Below are 17,585 nucleotides of genomic sequence, written 5' to 3' on the forward strand. Positions count from 1 at the left end.
AGGTCCGTTTTGTATGGATGTGGTGTTGCAGTATCTGACTCAGTGCCCTTCATAAGAACAGACAGTGAACACATCCAGGCCGGCATCGCGAATCAGCTGGCCGCCGCCCAGTTCGGGCAGTTCGATGATGGTGGCGGCTTCCAGTACGTTCGCCCCCAGCTTTTTCAGCAGATTGTAGCCGGCCATCATGGTGCCGCCGGTGGCAATGAGGTCGTCGATCAGAATCACCCGGTCGCCCGCCTTGCAGGCATCGGTATGAATCTCCACCGTGGCGTTGCCATATTCCAGCTCGTATTCCTCCGCCACCGTGGTAAAGGGCAGCTTGCCCTTTTTGCGGATGGGCACGAAGCCGACATTCAGCTCGTAAGCCAGTACCGAGCCAATGATGAAGCCACGGGCATCCAGGCCGGCAATCAGGTCCACTTCTTCCAGCATGTAGCGATGAACATAAATGTCGATCAGCATGCGGAAGGTCTTGGGGTTTTGCAGCAGCGGGGTGATGTCGCGGAACATCACGCCCTGGCTGGGCCAGTTGGGCACGGTGCGGATCCAGCCCTTGAGGTAGCTGGAGTAGTCGAGATTGCTGAGATTTTCCATGGCGCTATTGTACTTTCAAATGAAGCGAGCGTGTTTGGCTGCGCTGAAAGTAAAAAGGCCCGCCGCAACAAGCGGCAGGCCCTGTATTGCCCGATGTCGATCAGGCGAAGAAAGCCAGCTTGAAGATCCACAGCGCGGCAATCACCAGCACGGCCGGTTTCAGGTCGGCAAAGCGGCCAGCCAGAATCTTGATCACAGCATAGCTGATGAAACCGAAAGCAATGCCATCGGCAATCGAGAAGGTAAACGGCATGGCCAGTGCAGTCATCACCGCAGGGGCGGACTCGGTCAGGTCGTTCCATTCGATTTCTGCCAGACCGCGCGCCATCAGCACGGCGACGTAGCACAGTGCCGGTGCAGTAGCGTAGGCCGGTACGGTCTTGGCCAGCGGGGATACCCACAGGCAAGCCAGGAACAGGATGGCCACGACGATGGCGGTCAGGCCGGTGCGACCACCCACGGCGGTGCCGGCAGCGGATTCGATATAGGCAGTGGTGGAGGAGGTGCCCATCACGGCACCAGCGGTGATGGCAATGGAGTCGGCCAGCAGGGCGCGCTTCAGGCGCGGCAGCTTGCCATCCTTGTCCAGCAGGCCGGCGCGATGCGATACGCCTACCAGAGTGCCGGTGGTGTCAAACAGATCGACAAAGAAGAATACGAAGATCACGCCAACCAGGCCGGCATTCATGGCGCCGTGCAGGTCCATGGCCATATAGGTGGGGGCCATGCTCGGCACCGGAGCGAAGATGCCTTCGAACTTGGACAGGCCAAATACGATGGACAGCACGGTGACAATCAGGATGCCGATGATGATGGAGCCCGGTACCTTGCGGTATTCCAGTGCCACGATCAGGAAGAAACCCAGAATCGCCAGCAGAGTGGTCGGATTGTGGATGTCACCCAGCGTCAGGTAGGTGGCCGGATGCGGAGCAATCACGCCGGCATTCTTCAGTGCGATGATAGCCAGGAACATGCCGACACCGGCGGAAATGGCAAACTTCAGCGAACGCGGAATGGCGTTGACGATGGCTTCGCGCACCTTGAACAAGCTGACAGCCAGGAAGACCAGGCCGGAAATGAATACCGCACCCAGTGCCGCTTGCCAGGGGATCCCCATGCCCTTGACCACGCTGAAGGTGAAGTAGGCATTCAGGCCCATGCCAGGCGCCAGAGCGATCGGGTAGTTGGCTACCAGGCCCATGATGGCGGTGCCCAGTGCTGCAGCCAGGCAGGTCGCCACGAATACGGCATTCAGGTCCATGCCGGTAGCCGACAGGATCAGCGGATTGACCAGTACGATATAAGCCATGGTCAGAAAGGTTGTGAAGCCGGCGATGACTTCGGTTCTCACCGAAGTGCCGTGTTCCCTCAGCTTGAAAAAGCTTTCCAGTAGTTGCATGACAGAGATGCTCCGAGCCTTAGTTATGATTTGGTTAAGACGCGGGATTTTACTTCGGTGTGAAGACAAACACCTAAATCTTGACATGAAGATACTTTTACCCTTAACCGGAAATGCACTCTGTGGTATTCTGAAAAATTACCCTTTCTTTGGCAGGAAGCTCGATTGATGACCAAAGCAGTCGGGAACATCTATATCGTGGTGGCACCTTCCGGCGCGGGCAAAACCTCGCTGGTGGCGGCTTTGCTGCAGGCAGAGCCAACCGTTGAGCTGTCCGTTTCCTACACCACGCGCCCTGCGCGCACGGGTGAGGTGGATGGCCAGCATTACCACTTTGTCGGGCATGCCGAATTTCAGGCCATGATCGAAGGCCAGGACTTCCTGGAGTATGCCGAGGTATACGGCAATTTTTATGGCACCAGCGTGCGCTGGCTGCAAAGCCGGCTGGAGCAGGGCCGCGACATCTTGCTGGAAATCGACTGGCAGGGTGCCGAGCAGGTGCGCAAGGTATTCCCGGAGGCGATCGGCATTTTCATTCTGCCGCCTTCCATCGAAGAGCTGGAGCGCCGCCTGCGTGGCCGTGGTACCGACAGCGAAGAAGTGATTCTGCGTCGTCTGGCTTCGGCCCGTTCCGAAATCGACAAGGTAGCCGAATACGACTACATCGTGGTCAATGACGATTTCGAACGCGCCAAAGGTGATCTGGTCAGCATTTTCCGCGCACGCCGCCTGCGTGCGGCAGTGCAAACCCTGCGACTGGCGCCGGCGCTGGCCCGCATGGGCGTGCAGCACGACTAGCACGCATTGGTTGCTCCGGCAAAACTCGATATAGTTATCCACATCGCGCAATTTACGAAAGAAATCAGATGGCACGTATTACCGTAGATGATTGCCTGGATCGCATCCAGAACCGTTTTGACCTGACTCTGGCCGCAGCCTATCGCGCCCGTCAGGTTGCCTCCGGCGCAACTTCCTTCGTGGATGCCGGCCGTCACAAGCCCACTGTTGTTGCGCTGCGCGAAATCGCTGCCGGCCATGTAGGCAAGGAAGTTCTCACCCGTAGCAAGAGCTGATCAGGGTGCAGGCGGAGCGACACATGGAGACCGGGCTGGAGATCGCCATCGATTACAAGGCATTGATCGAACGCGAAGCGGCGGCATTTTTCGAGGCAGCCGCCCGTTATCTCAAGCCGGAAGACGTGCAGTTGCTGCGCCAGGCCTTCGATGTCAGCCGTGAGGCGCACGAAGGCCAGACCCGCAAGAGTGGCGAGCCCTACATCACCCATCCGCTGGCGGTCGCGACCATGCTGACCGACTGGCGGCTGGATGTGCAGGGTCTGGCTGCTGCCTTGCTGCATGATGTGCTGGAAGATACCGGTGTCACCAAGCCCACGCTGGCCGAGAAGTTCGGCAAGGTGGTGGCGGATCTGGTGGATGGCCTGTCCAAGCTGGAAAGGCTGGAATATCAGACCAAGGAAACCGCCCAGGCGGAAAACTTCCGCAAGATGGTGCTGGCCATGGCGCGCGACATTCGCGTCATCATCGTCAAGCTCGCCGACCGGCTGCACAATATGCGCACGCTGGACTCCATGCGCGAGGACAAGCGCCAGCGCATTGCCCTGGAAACACTGGAAATCTACGCGCCGATTGCCAATCGCATCGGTCAGAACAAGGTCTACCGCGAGCTGCAGGATCTGGCTTTCAAGCACCTGCATCCGCATCGCTACAGCGTACTGTCCAAGGCCGTACGTGCCGCGCGCGGCAACCGCCGCGAAGTGGTCAACAAGATTCTGAAAACCGTCAGCCAGCGGCTGGTGGAAAGTAATATCGAAGCCACCATCAAGGGGCGCGAAAAAAACCTCTACAGCATCTACAAGAAAATGCAGGAAAAACACCTGTCATTTTCCGAGGTGCTGGACATCTACGGCTTCCGTGTTGTCGTGAATGACATCCCCAGCTGCTACCTGGCGCTGGGTGCCCTGCACAGCCTGTACAAGCCTATTCCGGGTAAATTCAAGGATTACATCGCCATCCCCAAGGGGAATGGCTACCAGAGTCTGCACACCACCCTATTCGGCCCTTACGGCACGCCGGTCGAAATGCAGATTCGCACCCGTGAAATGAACGGCGTGGCCGAGGCGGGTGTCGCCTCGCACTGGATGTACAAGAGCGGCGACGCCGGCATCAATACCGCCCAGCAACGCACCCACCAGTGGCTGCAAAGCCTGCTCGACATGCAGGAGGAGAGCGACGACGCCGTCGAATTCCTCGAACACATCAAGATCGACCTGTTCCCGGACGAGGTGTACGTGTTCACCCCCAAGGGCAAGATCATGGTGCTGCCGCAAGGCTCCACCCCTGTCGATTTTGCCTATGCCGTACACACCGACGTAGGTCATCGCTGCATCGCCGCGCGCGTCAATCATGTGCTGATGCCGCTACGCACCGTACTGCGTAATGGCGATACCGTCGAAGTCATCACTTCGACCCAGGCCAAGCCCAATCCGTCCTGGCTCACTTTCGTGCAAAGTGGTCGTGCGCGTTCCGGCATCCGTAATTACCTGAAGAGCCTGCAGCGCGAAGAGGCGTCCACGCTGGGCGAGAAGATGCTCAAGCAAGCCATCGGCGCACTGGCGGTGTCACCGCTGCTGCTGGATGACGCGCTCAAGTCTGAATACATGGCGGTGCATGGCGACAAGCTGCATGCATTTGCTGAAGTGCTGGCCGAAATCGGTGCCGGCAAACTGTTGCCCATTGCGGTGGCACGCCGTCTGGTTGAGCTGGCCGGTGAGCGACTGGGTGAGGATGTGCGTGTTGGTCCCATCACCATTCGCGGCAACGAAGGCGGCACCGTGCAGCTCAGCAGTTGCTGCAATCCTTTGCCGGGTGACGAGATTCTTGGCGTCATCACCAAGGGGCAGGGCTTGGTGATCCACCGCATCGCTTGTCCGAATGTGCAGCGGGTTGATCACGACAAGGTGCTCAACGTCAATTGGGAAACCCAGCGTGACCGCATGTTCGGTGTTTCTGTCAGCGTGCTGGCGCGCAATGAACGCGGTGCGCTGGCGGATATCGCCGCCGCCATTTCACAGGCTTCTGCCAATATCGAAAGCGTCGATACCCAGGATACCCATGTGGGCGACGGCTTTATTCACATTCATTTCCGCCTGCAGGTGGAAAGTGTCGAGCATCTGTCACGCGTGCTGAACGAAATCCAGAATCTGGTCGTGGTGCAACGGGCGGAGAGGAGATAAGCCATGCAGTTGTGCATCAATGGCGAAATGAAACAATTTGCCGCGCTGGCTACCGTGGCAGAGCTGGTGCAGGCGCTGGAGCTGGTCGGCAAACGGGTTGCCGTCGAACTCAATGGCGAGATCGTACCCCGCAGTCAGCATGGCCTAGCCGCGCTGGCGGATGGGGATGAACTGGAAATCGTGGTGGCGGTTGGCGGTGGCTGACGCTGCGCCAAAGGAGTGGAAAGTGCAGGATCAACTGGTCATTGCAGGCAAGGCTTATAACTCACGCCTGCTGGTAGGTACTGGCAAGTATCGTGATTTCGAACAGACTGCCGAGGCGCTGGATGCCTCCGGCTGTGACATCGTTACCGTCGCGATTCGGCGTGTCAATCTGGGTCAGCACGCCGGTGAGCCCAATCTGCTCGATTTTTTGCCGCAGAACCGTTACACTCTGCTCCCCAATACGGCGGGCTGTTATTCCGCCGAGGATGCCATCCGCACCTTGCGCCTGGCGCGCGAGCTGCTGGATGACCATCGTCTGGTCAAGCTGGAGGTGCTGGGCGACTCCGGCAACCTGTTCCCCAATGTCAAAGAAACCCTGAAAGCAGCCGAAGTTCTGGTGGCCGAGGGCTTTGATGTCATGGTGTACACCTCGGATGACCCGATCATTGCGCGCGAGCTGGAGCAAATCGGCTGCTGCGCCATCATGCCGCTGGCCAGTCTGATCGGCTCGGGCATGGGCATCCTGAATCCGTGGAATCTGAAACTGATCATCGAGCAATCCAGTGTTCCGGTGTTGGTAGATGCCGGCGTGGGGACCGCATCCGATGCGGCCATTGCCATGGAACTGGGTTGTGATGGCGTGCTGATGAATACCGCGATTGCCGCTGCCGGCAATCCCGTATTGATGGCACATGCCATGAAACTGGCTGTCGAAGCAGGCCGCGCCGCCTATTGTGCGGAGCGGATGCCGAAACGTTTTTATAGCGCTGTACCAAGTTCTCCTAGTGAGGGGGTGATTTCTTCTCGCAAGCCGTGATGCACAAAAGCGCCACAAAAAGCTTGTCGGGAATGCTTCAGACTTTTCCAAACCGCGTATTGTTGTTAAAATGCTGTTTTTTATAGGTAGCGGTACGTCCATACCTACGGATCTAAGGATACTTGAGTCAATGCCGAATATTCGCGTTAAAGAAAACGAGCCGTTCGAAGTCGCCATGCGTCGCTTCAAGCGCGCTGTAGAAAAAACCGGTCTGCTGACCGAACTGCGCGCTCGTGAGTTCTACGAAAAGCCGACCACCGAACGCAAGCGTAAGCACGCTGCTGCCGTAAAGCGCCACTACAAGCGCATCCGCAGCCAGATGCTGCCGCCGAAACTCTTCTAAGAGTTGCTCCGGCAATAAAGCGGGACCGCAGGCATGGCCTGCGGTTTTGCCATTTGTACTCCAGAATTCTTACGCCATGTCTTGACATGGCCCTTGTGAGCACGACATGAGCCTCAAAGTTCGCATCAGCGATGACATGAAGTCCGCCATGAAGGCAAAGGACACCGAGCGTCTGGCCGCCATCCGCCTGTTGATGGCTGCCATCAAGCAAAAGGAAGTGGACGAACGTATCGAGCTGGATGACGCAGCCATCGTGGTGGTGATCGACAAGATGCTCAAGCAGCGCCGTGACTCCATCTCGCAGTACGAAGCCGCTCAGCGCCAGGATCTGGCCGACAAGGAAAAGGCCGAAATGGTCGTGCTGATGGCCTATATGCCGCAGCAATTGTCCGAAGCGGAAATCGACGAACTGGTCGCCAAGGCTGTTGTCGACAGTGCAGCCGCCTCCATGCAGGACATGGGCAAGGTCATGGGCCTGTTGCGCCCGCAACTGGCGGGCCGTGCCGATATGGCACTGGTCTCTGCCCGCATCAAGGCCAAGCTGAGCGCCTGACCTATGGCCGGGTGCTGTATGGCCCGGTATTTTGTTCCCTCGTGTTAAGGCAGGTGTTCGCCGTTGATTCCACAGGACTTTGTTGATCAGTTGCTGTCCCGTGTCGATCTGGTCGACGTGGTGGATCGCTATGTCCCGCTGAAGAAGGCCGGCCAGAACTATCTGGCCTGCTGTCCTTTCCACAAGGAAAAATCCCCTTCCTTTACCGTTAGTCCCAGCAAGCAGTTCTATCACTGCTTTGGTTGTGGCGCGCATGGTTCTGCCATTGGTTTCGTCATGGAATACCAGGGGCTGGGCTTTGTCGATGCGGTGAAGATGCTGGCGGAAAGCATCGGCATGCAAGTGCCGGAAGTGCGCAGTATCAATCCGGAAGCTACCCGTGCGGCGCGTGAGCGTCAGCTGTCGCTGGAAGAAGTGATGCAGCTGGCGGCGGGCTATTTCAAGCAGCAGCTGAAATCGGCCCCAGTCGCCATCAGCTATCTGAAAGGCCGGGGTGTCAGTGGTGAAATTGCCGGCCGTTTTGGGCTGGGTTATGCGCCGGGTGAATGGCAGAATTTGCAGGCCATTTTCCCGCAATACCAGGACGACAAGCTGGTGGATGCCGGCCTGGTGATTCTGAATGAAGAAAGCGGCAAGCGTTACGACCGCTTCCGCGAGCGGGTGATGTTCCCCATTCGTAACCAGCGCGGCGCCATCATCGGTTTTGGTGGCCGGGTGCTGGGCAAGGGGGAGCCCAAGTATCTGAACTCACCGGAAACGGTGCTGTTCGAAAAAGGCCGCGAGTTGTATGGCCTGTATGAAGCCCGCCAGGCCATCCGCGAAAAGAACCGCGTATTGGTGGTGGAAGGTTATATGGACGTGGTGGCATTGGCCCAGTTTGGCATTGGCTATGCTGTGGCTACGCTGGGGACGGCCACCACCGGCGAGCACGTGCGCAAGCTGATGCGCCATGCCGACCAGGTATATTTCTGTTTTGACGGTGACAAGGCTGGCCAGAAAGCCGCCTGGCGTGCACTGGAAAACAGCCTGCCGCAATTGCAGGATGGCAAGGCGCTGAATTTCCTGTTTTTGCCGCAGGAGCACGACCCGGACAGCTATATACGGGAATTCGGCACAGAAGCATTTGAACAGCAGCTGGAAGAACACAGCCTACCGCTGTCGGTTTACTTTACCCGCGAGCTGACAGGCCGCGTGGATATGAATACGCCGGAAGGGCGGGCAGACCTGATCAAGCAGGCCAGCCCGCTACTGGCACAGATTGCAGCACCGGCGCTGGGCTTCATGATCAGAAAAAGGCTGGCGGAACTCGCCGGCATGGACGTCGACGATTTCGACATGCTGACCACGGGCAAGAAGGCGCCGGAGCGCAAGGGCAAGCGGGAATACCGCCTGCCGGAAGAATCATATCGCCAGATCAACACGCCCATCGTCCACAAGCAGATCAAGTGGCTGCTGATGAACCCGGCGTGGGCCGGTGATGTGACATTGCCGGACAGCCTGCCGCTGTCCGACGAACTGGCCTGCTTTGCGATGTTGGCCGAGAGTGTGCAGGGACACGAACAGCCGCCCAATACGGCGCAATTGATAGAGGGGCTGCGCGGCACCCCCTACGAAGGGCTGATCGACAGTGTGCTGCACCAGGCCATGCAGGATCCGGACGAGTTTGCCGACCCCGGCGAGGATGATCGCACCCAGTTTCAACACGGCAATACCAAGCTGTTGAAAATGCTGCGTGAAGCCCAGGTGGAAAGGCTAAAACTGAAAGACCGCAACGAAGGTCTAACGCCGGAAGAGAAAGCATTATTCAGGGAACTGCTCCGAGACCTGCTCGGCTCATCCCCGTGAGCCAGGGCAGAAGTGACGTAGTTGTGTTATAATCAACTGTTTTTTTCGGCTTATTTTAAGCAGGAAGCAAAATGGCGGCCTCTCCCGAAAATCAAAAAGACGTACAGGACAACGAAGAACAGGTAATGAGCCTGGAAGAGCAGCGTAAACGCCTGCGCCAGCTGATTGCCCTGGGCAAGGAACGTGGCTATCTCACCTATGCTGAGATCAACGACCACCTTCCGGAAGATGTCTCCGATGCCGAACAGATCGAAAACATCGTCACGATGATTTCCGGCCTGGGCATCCAGGTTTACGACGAAGCCCCGGACGCAGAAACCCTGCTGATGTCCGATGCCACCCCGGCCGTGGCTGATGAAGACGCGGTGGAAGAAGCCGAGGCAGCCTTGTCCTCGGTCGATTCCGAATTCGGCCGTACTACCGATCCGGTGCGCATGTATATGCGCGAAATGGGTTCGGTGGAGCTGCTGACCCGTGAAGGCGAAATCGAAATCGCCAAGCGCATCGAAGACGGCCTCAAGCACATGATTCTGGCGATCTCGGCTTGTCCGGGAACCGTGGCCGAAGTGCTGGAGCTGGTCGAGCGCATCAGCAAGGAAGAAATCCGCGTTGATGAAGTAGTGGACGGTTTCATCGATCCGAATGCCGATACGGCTGAAGCGGCGCTGCCGTTTGCCGAGCCGGAAGTCGAGGAGGATGCGCTGCTCGAAGACGAGGAAGCAGAAGCCGAAGACGACGAGGCCAGTGCCGAAGCCGCCAATCTGGCCAATCTGGAAGAGCTGAAACAGCAAACGCTGGAGCATTTTGCCGGCGTGCGCATGATGTTCGACAAGATGGTCAAGGTGCTGGAAAAGGAAGGCTCCAAGTCCAAGGGCTATCTGGAACTGCAAGACGCCATCACCACCGAATTCATGCTGGTGCGCTTCTCCACCCGTCAGATCGAGTCGCTGTGCGAATCGCTGCGTCGCCGTGTCAATGAAATCCGCACCTTCGAGCGCGATATTCAGGACATCTGCGTCACCCGCGTGCGCATGGACCGTACCCACTTCATCAAGGTTTTCCCGGGCAACGAAATCAACACCGCCTGGGTGGAAACCGAAATCGATTCCGGCAAAGCCTGGAGCGAGGCACTGACCCGCTTCAAGTACGCCATCATCGAGAAGCAGACCAAGCTGTCCGAGCTGCAGGATCGCGCCATGTTGCCGATCAAGGAGCTCAAGGAAATCAACCGCCAGATGTCGGCGGGTGAATCCAAGGCGCGGCGTGCCAAGAAGGAAATGATCGAGGCCAACCTGCGTCTGGTGATTTCCATCGCCAAGAAGTACACCAACCGTGGCCTGCAGTTCCTCGACCTGATCCAGGAAGGCAATATTGGTTTGATGAAGGCGGTGGACAAGTTCGAATACCGTCGTGGTTACAAGTTCTCGACCTATGCTACCTGGTGGATTCGTCAGGCCATTACCCGCTCCATTGCGGACCAGGCCCGTACCATCCGTATCCCGGTACACATGATCGAAACCATCAACAAGATGAACCGCATCAGCCGTCAGATCCTGCAGGAAACCGGTCGCGAACCGGACCCGGCCGAACTGGCGGAAAAGATGGAAATGCCGGAAGAGAAAATCCGCAAGATCATGAAGATTTCCAAGGAGCCCATCTCCATGGAAACCCCGATCGGCGACGACGACGATTCCCATCTGGGCGACTTCATCGAAGACCAGAACAACCTGGCACCGTCTGATGCTGCGATGTACTCCAGCCTGAAAGACGCCACCAAGGAAGTACTGGACACCCTGACGCCGCGTGAAGCCAAGGTACTGCGCATGCGTTTCGGTATCGACATGAATACCGACCATACCCTGGAAGAAGTGGGCAAGCAGTTTGACGTGACGCGTGAGCGGATTCGTCAGATCGAAGCCAAGGCCCTGCGCAAGCTGCGTCACCCGACCCGTTCGGAACGTCTGCGCAGCTTCCTGGATAATGAGCCGGGCGGTCAGTAAGCTGGCCTTGTAGGCAGACATCATCCCCAAGCCGCTTGCATCAGGGCTTGGGGATTTTTATTTGTCTCTGCTATAATGCCCCCCTTCGGGCCTTTAGCTCAGTTGGTTAGAGCAGAGGACTCATAATCCTTTGGTCATCGGTTCAAGTCCGATAGGGCCCACCAAATTCAGACAACGGCTTGCTGCGATTTCGCGGCAAGCCGTTTTTTATTGGCTTTACTATCGCTTGGTCATTGCCGACCGCCGTGGCTGGCAAGGTGCGGGATGGCCCGCTATGATGCTGCATTGCAGAAACTTTTTCTTTGCCAGCGGGTCTAGCTCGCTGCCACGCTAGCTCGTGTCTGCATTTCCCCCAGCTGTTCGGTCGGGTTTCCAAACGCACCTCGGCCCCTCTGTTCGGCTTTCCGAATGCATGTCATTGTATTTTTAATTTTATTGTTTAAAAACAATGACTTGCTTTGCTGTTTTGTGAATTTTTTCTGGCATGATTACTGCTGATACGAGCGGACTCAACACCGGTCTTAAAGCCGGGTTACTCTGGAGAAACGCTCGTGAAAACCAACAAGATTACCCTGTGGGTCTTGATCGCCCTGGTATTGGGCATCGCAGTCGGCTACGGCTGTCACACCTCGATTACCGATCCCAAGCAGCTGAAAGAGGTTGCCGGTTACTTCTCCATCCTGACCGACGTGTTCATGCGTCTGATCAAGATGATCATCGCCCCGCTGGTGATGTCCACGCTGGTGCATGGCATTGGCAGCAGTGATTCCCGTTCGATTGGCCGCGTTGGCCTGAAAGCCATGGGCTGGTTTATGGGTGCCTCGCTGGTTTCCCTGTTCCTGGGCCTGATCTTCGCCAATACCCTGCAGCCGGGTCTGGGTTACACCCTGCCGATGGCTGATGCTTCCGCTCCGGTAGTGAAGGCTACTGCGCTGAACCTGAAGGATTTCATCACCCACATGTTCCCCACCAGCTTCTTTGACGCCATGGCGAAAAACGAAGTGCTGCAAGTGGTGGTGTTCTCGGTGTTCTTCGGTGTGGCCATCGCTTCCTACAAGGGTCCGAAGCCTGACATCCTGATGAAAGGCTTGGAGCAGCTGGCCAGCATCATGCTGCGCGTGACCAATATCGTGATGATGTTTGCTCCGGTAGGTGTGTTTGGTGCGGTTGCCGCCACCATTACCGCTGATGGCCTGGGCGTGCTGTCGATGTACGCCAAGTTCATGGGTAGCTTCTATCTGGCGCTGACCTGCCTGTGGCTGCTGATGATTGCTGCGGCTTATGGCTTTGTCGGCAAGAAGATCTTCGCGCTGCTGAAAACCATTCGCATGCCGCTGATGCTGGGCTTTGCCACTGCCAGTAGCGAAGCTGCCTATCCGACCCTGCTGGAACAGCTGGAGCGTTTTGGCATCAAGGAGCGTATCTCTGGCTTCGTGCTGCCGCTGGGTTATTCGTTTAACCTGGATGGCTCCATCATGTACACCTCGTTTGCTGCGCTGTTCATCTCGCAGGTTGCCAACATCCACCTGACCCTGGGCCAGCAGATCACCATGCTGCTGATCCTGCTGATCACCAGCAAGGGTATCGCCGGTGTGCCGCGTGCCTCGCTGGTGGTGGTGGCTGCCGTACTGCCGATGTTCAATCTGCCGGAAACCGGCATTCTGCTGATCCTGGGTATCGACCACTTCCTGGACATGGGCCGCACGGCGACCAATGTACTGGGTAATGCGATTGCCACTACCGTGGTGGCTGCGTCCGAAGGCGATATCGATGCCGAGGCTGCGCATGTCAACCCGGCTTTGGCAGAAGACCAGGCCTGAGCGCCTTGAGAACCTGTCCCTAGTCTGCTGCGCTTCGGTGATACTGCGTTAAAAACGCCTGCGGAATGCTCATTTACTTCATGTAAATTCCGCTTCCTTAGTCGTTTTTGCCTTGTCTCACTCTAGCTCGCGAGACTTTGAACAAGTTCTAAGGCCCTGCCACCGTTTGACCCCATAAAAATCCAGTGACAGACCCCGGCCTGCCCAAGCCGCCGATACAGGCGGACAGGCAGGACGCGGGGCTGATCGCTGCAGCCAGTTGCTTCCCGGCAACGACATCCCCACTAGTCTTTCTACAAAGAGATAGAGACATGAAAAAATCGTTCAATCTGCTGTTGTCCAGCGCCGCCGTGATGGCTGCCCTGTGTGGTCAATCTGCCCATGCAGCCGAAGCGGCCAAGCCGCACGTGGTGATTCTGGCTACCGGCGGCACCATCGCTGGTACCGGTGCCAACAGCACCACCACCATCGGTTATACCGCTGCCAAGCTGGGCGTGGACAAGATGATTGCCGCCGTGCCCGAGCTGTCCAAGGTGGCTGATGTGCGTGGTGAGCAGGTGGCCCAGATCGCCAGCGAAAGCATGACCAACGAAGTGTGGCTGAAGCTGGCCAAGCGCGTGAACGAACTGCTGGCGCAGAAGGATGTGGATGGCGTGGTGATTACCCACGGTACCGATACCATCGAAGAAACCGCTTATTTCCTGGATCTGGTGGTGAAGAGCAAGAAGCCAGTGGTGGTGGTTGGTTCCATGCGTCCGTCTACCGCCATCAGTGCTGACGGCCCGATCAACCTGTACAACGCCGTGATTCTGGCAGGTAGCAAGGATGCTGCCGGCAAGGGGGTACTGGTTGCATTGAACGACCAGATCAATGCTGCACGCGAAGTGACCAAGACCAACACTTCCACCACCGATACCTTCAAGACGCCGGAACTGGGCTACCTCGGTTACATGCAGGACAACAAGCCGCATTTCTACCGCATGTCCACCCGCAAGAACACGGCCGATACCGAGTTTGACGTGAGCAAGCTGAACAGCCTGCCGCGCGTGGATATCGTTTACGGCTATGCCAATATGGACCGCGTGGCCATGGATGCCAACATCGCTGCCGGCGCCCAGGGCATCGTGCAGGCTGGTGTGGGTGATGGCAGTATCGCCGCACAGATGATGCCGGCCTTCCGTGATGCCCGTAAAAAAGGCGTCGTGCTGGTGCGTAGCTCGCGCGTGGGCAACGGTATTGTCGCCCGCAACGGCGAGGCCAATGACGATCAGGAAGATCTGGTGGTCAGCGACACGCTGAATGCACAGAAGGCACGCATTCTGCTGATGCTGGGCCTGACCAAGACCCACGACACCAAAGAACTGCAACGCATGTTCTACACCTATTGAGCCGCAGGGCCGGGTACTGTGCCGGCCTGTCTGCCCGTTGTGATGCCGGTGTCGAGCCGGCGTGATCCCCCCGCAACGGCAGCATGGCGCAGTGCCTGCTCATGCAGCCTTTGGCAAGCGGCCCGCGATGGCCGCTTTTTTTACGCCCGCAACCCGGCGCAGGCCGGGCGATAGCGACACAATCAGCCCGGCTGGTTGAGGCCGTATTTTTTCAGCTTGTCGAACAGGGTGGTCTTGGCCACTTTCAGGGCTTCGCTGGTGCGGCTGAGGCTGAAGCCGTGGCGGCGGAATTCTTCGGCGATCAGTGCGCGTTCGAAAGCTTCGACGGTTTCGGCCAAGGGCAGGCTCTGGCTCAGTTCGCCGGATTCGGACAGCGGGCTGCGGATGCCCAGCACATAGCGTTCGGCCACATTGCGTAGTTCGCGCACATTGCCCGGCCAGTCGTAGGCCAGCAGCTCGGCCTGTTCATGGGCCTCCAGCTGCGGAGTGGGGCGGTCGAAGCGGCTGGCGGCCTGCAGCAGGAAGTATTCGAACAGCAGGGGGATGTCCTCGCGCCGTTCGCGCAGCGGCGGCAGTTGCAGGGTGACCACGTTCAGCCGGTAGTAGAGGTCACTGCGGAAGCTGCCGTTATTGCCCATGGCCTTGAGGTCGGCCTTGGTGGCCGACACCACGCGGCAGTCGACGGAGATCGGGGTATTGGAGCCCAGCCGTTCCAGCGTGCGCTCTTGCAATACGCGCAGCATCTTGATCTGCAGCGGCAGCGGCATGCTTTCGATTTCATCGAGGAACAGCGTACCGCCATTGGCGTATTCGATGCGGCCGATGCGGCGCTTGGCCGCGCCGGTGAAGGCATGGGCTTCGTGGCCGAAGATCTCGCTCTCGAACAGGTTTTCTGCCAGCCCGCCACAGTTGACCGCGACAAAATTGTTTTTCTGACGACGGCTGATTTCATGCAGGCAGCGTGCCACCAGCTCTTTGCCGGTGCCGGTTTCGCCCAGGATCAGCACATTGGCCGAGGTATCGGCCAGATCGGCGATCATGCGCCGCACTTTCTCCATGGCCGGCGAGCGGCCAATCAGCCGTGCTTCCAGGCTTTGCTTGTCATGTAATTGCCGGCGCAGGCTTTCCACTTCCAGGCTGAGGCGGCGCTGCTCCATGGCGCGGCACACCACTTCATGCAGTCTTTCCGATGAAAACGGCTTCTCGATGAAGTCGTAGGCCCCGTCCTTCATCGCCTGTACTGCCAGGCTGACATCGCCATGGCCGGTGATCAGGATGACCGGCAGGCCGCTGTCGCGAGCCTTGAGCTGGCGTAGCAAGGCCATGCCATCCTGACCCTGCAGGTGAATGTCGCTCACCACCACGCCGGGGAAGCCGGGCAACAGCAGCGACAGTGCCTGCTCGGCGCTGGCGACGCCGCGTGCTTCCAGACCTTCCAGTGCCAGTGCCTGTTCGCAGCCCAGCCGGACATCCGGATCATCTTCGACAATCAACACTTTCATGCCATCAAACATGGCGGTTTTCCTTTGTGGCAAGCGGCAGGGTAATGGTGAATACCGCGCCACCCTGCGGGTGGTTGTCGGCGCTCAGGCTGCCGCCGGCTTCGGCGATGATGCCGGCGCTGAGTGTCAGCCCCAGGCCCAGGCCGATGCCGGCGGGCTTGGTGGTGACAAAGGGCTCGAACAGCTGGGCGCGTACGGCATCCTGCAAACCGGGGCCGTTATCGCGAATCTGCAATTGTAGGTGTTCTGTGGTGCGATGGCCGCTGATTTCGATGATGGGCTGTGGCCGGTCTTGCAGCTCGTCCAGCGCATTGGCCAGCAGATTCACCAGCACTTGTTCAAAGCGGTTGGGGTCGCAGCGTGCCTGCCACGGCTCCGGCGCATTGGGGCGCACAATGCGTACCTGGCTGCCCTCCAGCCGGTTGCGCAGCAGCAGCACCGCACTGTCGATGGCCAGGCTGATGTCCACCGTGCCCAGGCTGCTGGTGGACTTGCGCGCATAGCCTTTGAGCGCGCTGGTGATTTCGCCCATTTTATCCACCAGTTGGCAGATGGTTTGCAGATTGCTGCGGGCGGTGTCGGTTTGCTGGCGTTCGATAAACTTGATGGCATTGCCGGACAGGGTGCGCAGGGCGGCCAGCGGCTGGTTCAGTTCGTGCGCGATACCGGTGGCCAGTTGCCCCAGCACGGCCAGCTTGCCGGCCTGTACCAGATTGTCCTGGGTCTGGCGCAGGTGCTGTTCGGCGCGGATGCGCTCGCTGACTTCTGCCTGCAGTTGCAGATTGGTGCGGGACAGGTCGGCGGTGCGCTCTTCCACCTTGCGTTCCAACTCGCGGTAGGCGCGCTGCAGTGCCTCGCGCGCGGCCAGTTTGTCGCGCAGGCGACGACGCCGTTCGTTCAGCCACAGGATACCGGTGAGGCTGAGCAGGGTGAGCAGGGCGGCCAGCGCCGCACGGTTATAGGCCAGCTGATAAACCGGCTCCAGGCTGGACAGCACGGTAAGCCGCCAGTTGGACAGCGGCAGTTGCAGCGATTGCCCCAGCATGTCGCGCGGGTAGGCCAGCCGGCTCAGCGTGCGCCGGCCGCTCTGGTCCAGCCGGTAGATGTGGCTGCCGTTGCCCAGGCTGCGTCGTTCTTCCAGCCCAAGGGGTTGCAGGCGTTTGCGGTTGTATTGCCGGTTGCGGTCGAAGGCATCCTGCAGGGCCTTGCTGAAAGGCTTGAGGGTACTGAATTTCCAGCCCGGCTCGGTGGCCAGGATGACCACTTCATTCTGGTCGGACACCATCACCATGGTCTTGTTTTCGCGCCACAGCTTTTCCAGGTATTCCATATTGATCTTGACCACCGCCACGCCAATGATGCGGCCGTGGCTGGTCAGTGGCTCGGACAGATAGTAGCCGGCCTCGCTGCGGGTGGTGCCCACGCCGAAAAAGCGGCCAGGCTGGCCATTGATGGCATCGGTGAAATAGGCACGGAAGGCATCGTTTTCGCCCAGATAGCTGTCGGGCTGACGCCAGTTACTGGTGGCGCGCACGATGCCGCTGCTGTCCATGATGTAGATGGCGCTGGCCCCGGTGCGCTGGCTCAGGCGTTCCAGATAGTCATTGGCAGCCTGCTGGCGCTGGCGGTCTTGCGGGGCGTGCAGCAGCCGTTCCACATAGGGCGACAGGCCGAGCAGGCTGGGCAGGCGGGCGTAGTGGCCGATCTCGCTGTTGAGGCTGTTGGCGTACAGTTCCAGCCGCTGGGTATTGGCCGAGCGCAGCTCGTCCAGCGAACCGTCCACGCTGGCGCGAAAAGAGGCGACGGCGGCAATGTCCATCAGCACCAGCAATAGCGCTATGCGCAGTACGGTACGCAGTTTCAA

General features: G+C 58.6%; 15 protein-coding genes and 1 tRNA gene. 12 read left to right on the top strand and 4 right to left on the bottom strand.

Annotated elements, in window-relative coordinates:
* Positions 1 to 39: 39 nt before the first annotated feature.
* Together FAZ30_RS08755 and FAZ30_RS08760 are read right to left on the bottom strand one after the other, a co-directional pair.
* Entirely contained in the window at positions 40 to 597 is a 558-nt protein-coding gene (locus FAZ30_RS08755; protein WP_124643282.1) for an adenine phosphoribosyltransferase, read from the bottom strand.
* Between the two features lie 100 nt (positions 598 to 697).
* Positions 698 to 1,996, bottom strand: coding sequence for an NCS2 family permease (locus FAZ30_RS08760; RefSeq protein ID WP_124643280.1), 1,299 nt, complete (start codon positions 1,994 to 1,996; stop codon positions 698 to 700).
* 168 nt (positions 1,997 to 2,164) lie between these two features.
* Between FAZ30_RS08760 and gmk the strand changes: the two genes are divergently transcribed.
* The 12 genes from gmk to FAZ30_RS08820 all read left to right on the top strand — a co-directional run bounded on the left by gmk (position 2,165) and on the right by FAZ30_RS08820 (position 14,219).
* Entirely contained in the window at positions 2,165 to 2,794 is a 630-nt protein-coding gene (gene gmk / locus FAZ30_RS08765) for a guanylate kinase (RefSeq protein ID WP_124643279.1), read from the top strand.
* 68 nt (positions 2,795 to 2,862) lie between these two features.
* A complete protein-coding gene (rpoZ, locus tag FAZ30_RS08770) occupies positions 2,863 to 3,069 on the top strand; it encodes a DNA-directed RNA polymerase subunit omega (protein WP_059284935.1) in 207 nt (68 codons plus the stop codon).
* 23 nt (positions 3,070 to 3,092) lie between these two features.
* Entirely contained in the window at positions 3,093 to 5,249 is a 2,157-nt protein-coding gene (locus FAZ30_RS08775) for a RelA/SpoT family protein (protein ID WP_124643277.1), read from the top strand.
* 3 nt (positions 5,250 to 5,252) lie between these two features.
* Positions 5,253 to 5,453, top strand: a complete 201-nt coding sequence (gene thiS / locus FAZ30_RS08780; RefSeq protein ID WP_124643275.1) for a sulfur carrier protein ThiS — start codon at positions 5,253 to 5,255, stop codon at positions 5,451 to 5,453.
* A gap of 22 nt (positions 5,454 to 5,475) precedes the next feature.
* Entirely contained in the window at positions 5,476 to 6,270 is a 795-nt protein-coding gene (locus tag FAZ30_RS08785; RefSeq protein ID WP_226034193.1) for a thiazole synthase, read from the top strand.
* Between the two features lie 130 nt (positions 6,271 to 6,400).
* Positions 6,401 to 6,613, top strand: coding sequence for a 30S ribosomal protein S21 (rpsU, locus tag FAZ30_RS08790; RefSeq protein WP_059284939.1), 213 nt, complete (start codon positions 6,401 to 6,403; stop codon positions 6,611 to 6,613).
* A 106-nt stretch (positions 6,614 to 6,719) separates the two neighbouring features.
* Positions 6,720 to 7,166, top strand: coding sequence for a GatB/YqeY domain-containing protein (locus tag FAZ30_RS08795; protein WP_124643273.1), 447 nt, complete (start codon positions 6,720 to 6,722; stop codon positions 7,164 to 7,166).
* Between the two features lie 63 nt (positions 7,167 to 7,229).
* Entirely contained in the window at positions 7,230 to 9,011 is a 1,782-nt protein-coding gene (gene dnaG / locus FAZ30_RS08800) for a DNA primase (RefSeq protein WP_124643271.1), read from the top strand.
* Between the two features lie 71 nt (positions 9,012 to 9,082).
* Entirely contained in the window at positions 9,083 to 11,011 is a 1,929-nt protein-coding gene (rpoD, locus tag FAZ30_RS08805; RefSeq protein ID WP_124643269.1) for an RNA polymerase sigma factor RpoD, read from the top strand.
* An 87-nt stretch (positions 11,012 to 11,098) separates the two neighbouring features.
* Positions 11,099 to 11,175: transfer RNA gene (locus FAZ30_RS08810), tRNA-Ile, on the top strand.
* A 387-nt stretch (positions 11,176 to 11,562) separates the two neighbouring features.
* Positions 11,563 to 12,831 carry a dicarboxylate/amino acid:cation symporter gene (locus FAZ30_RS08815; protein WP_124643267.1) on the top strand — a complete coding sequence of 423 codons (1,269 nt, stop codon included), beginning with the start codon at positions 11,563 to 11,565 and terminating at the stop codon, positions 12,829 to 12,831.
* Positions 12,832 to 13,142: 311 nt separating this feature from the next.
* Positions 13,143 to 14,219 (top strand): type II asparaginase, encoded by a 1,077-nt coding sequence (locus FAZ30_RS08820; RefSeq protein ID WP_124643265.1) that lies wholly within the window; start codon positions 13,143 to 13,145, stop codon positions 14,217 to 14,219.
* Positions 14,220 to 14,401: 182 nt separating this feature from the next.
* Here FAZ30_RS08820 and FAZ30_RS08825 read toward each other — a convergent pair whose 3' ends face one another.
* Positions 14,402 to 15,733, bottom strand: a complete 1,332-nt coding sequence (locus tag FAZ30_RS08825) for a sigma-54-dependent transcriptional regulator (protein ID WP_124643263.1) — start codon at positions 15,731 to 15,733, stop codon at positions 14,402 to 14,404.
* The gene (locus tag FAZ30_RS08830; protein WP_199730984.1) at positions 15,726 to 17,585 is read right to left on the bottom strand and encodes a sensor histidine kinase; all 1,860 of its coding nucleotides are present in this window, start codon (positions 17,583 to 17,585) and stop codon (positions 15,726 to 15,728) included. Before FAZ30_RS08830 ends, FAZ30_RS08825 begins: the two co-directional genes overlap by 8 nt.

Source organism: Aquitalea aquatilis, assembly GCF_005155025.1.
In the GTDB taxonomy this organism is placed as follows: domain Bacteria; phylum Pseudomonadota; class Gammaproteobacteria; order Burkholderiales; family Chromobacteriaceae; genus Aquitalea; species Aquitalea aquatilis.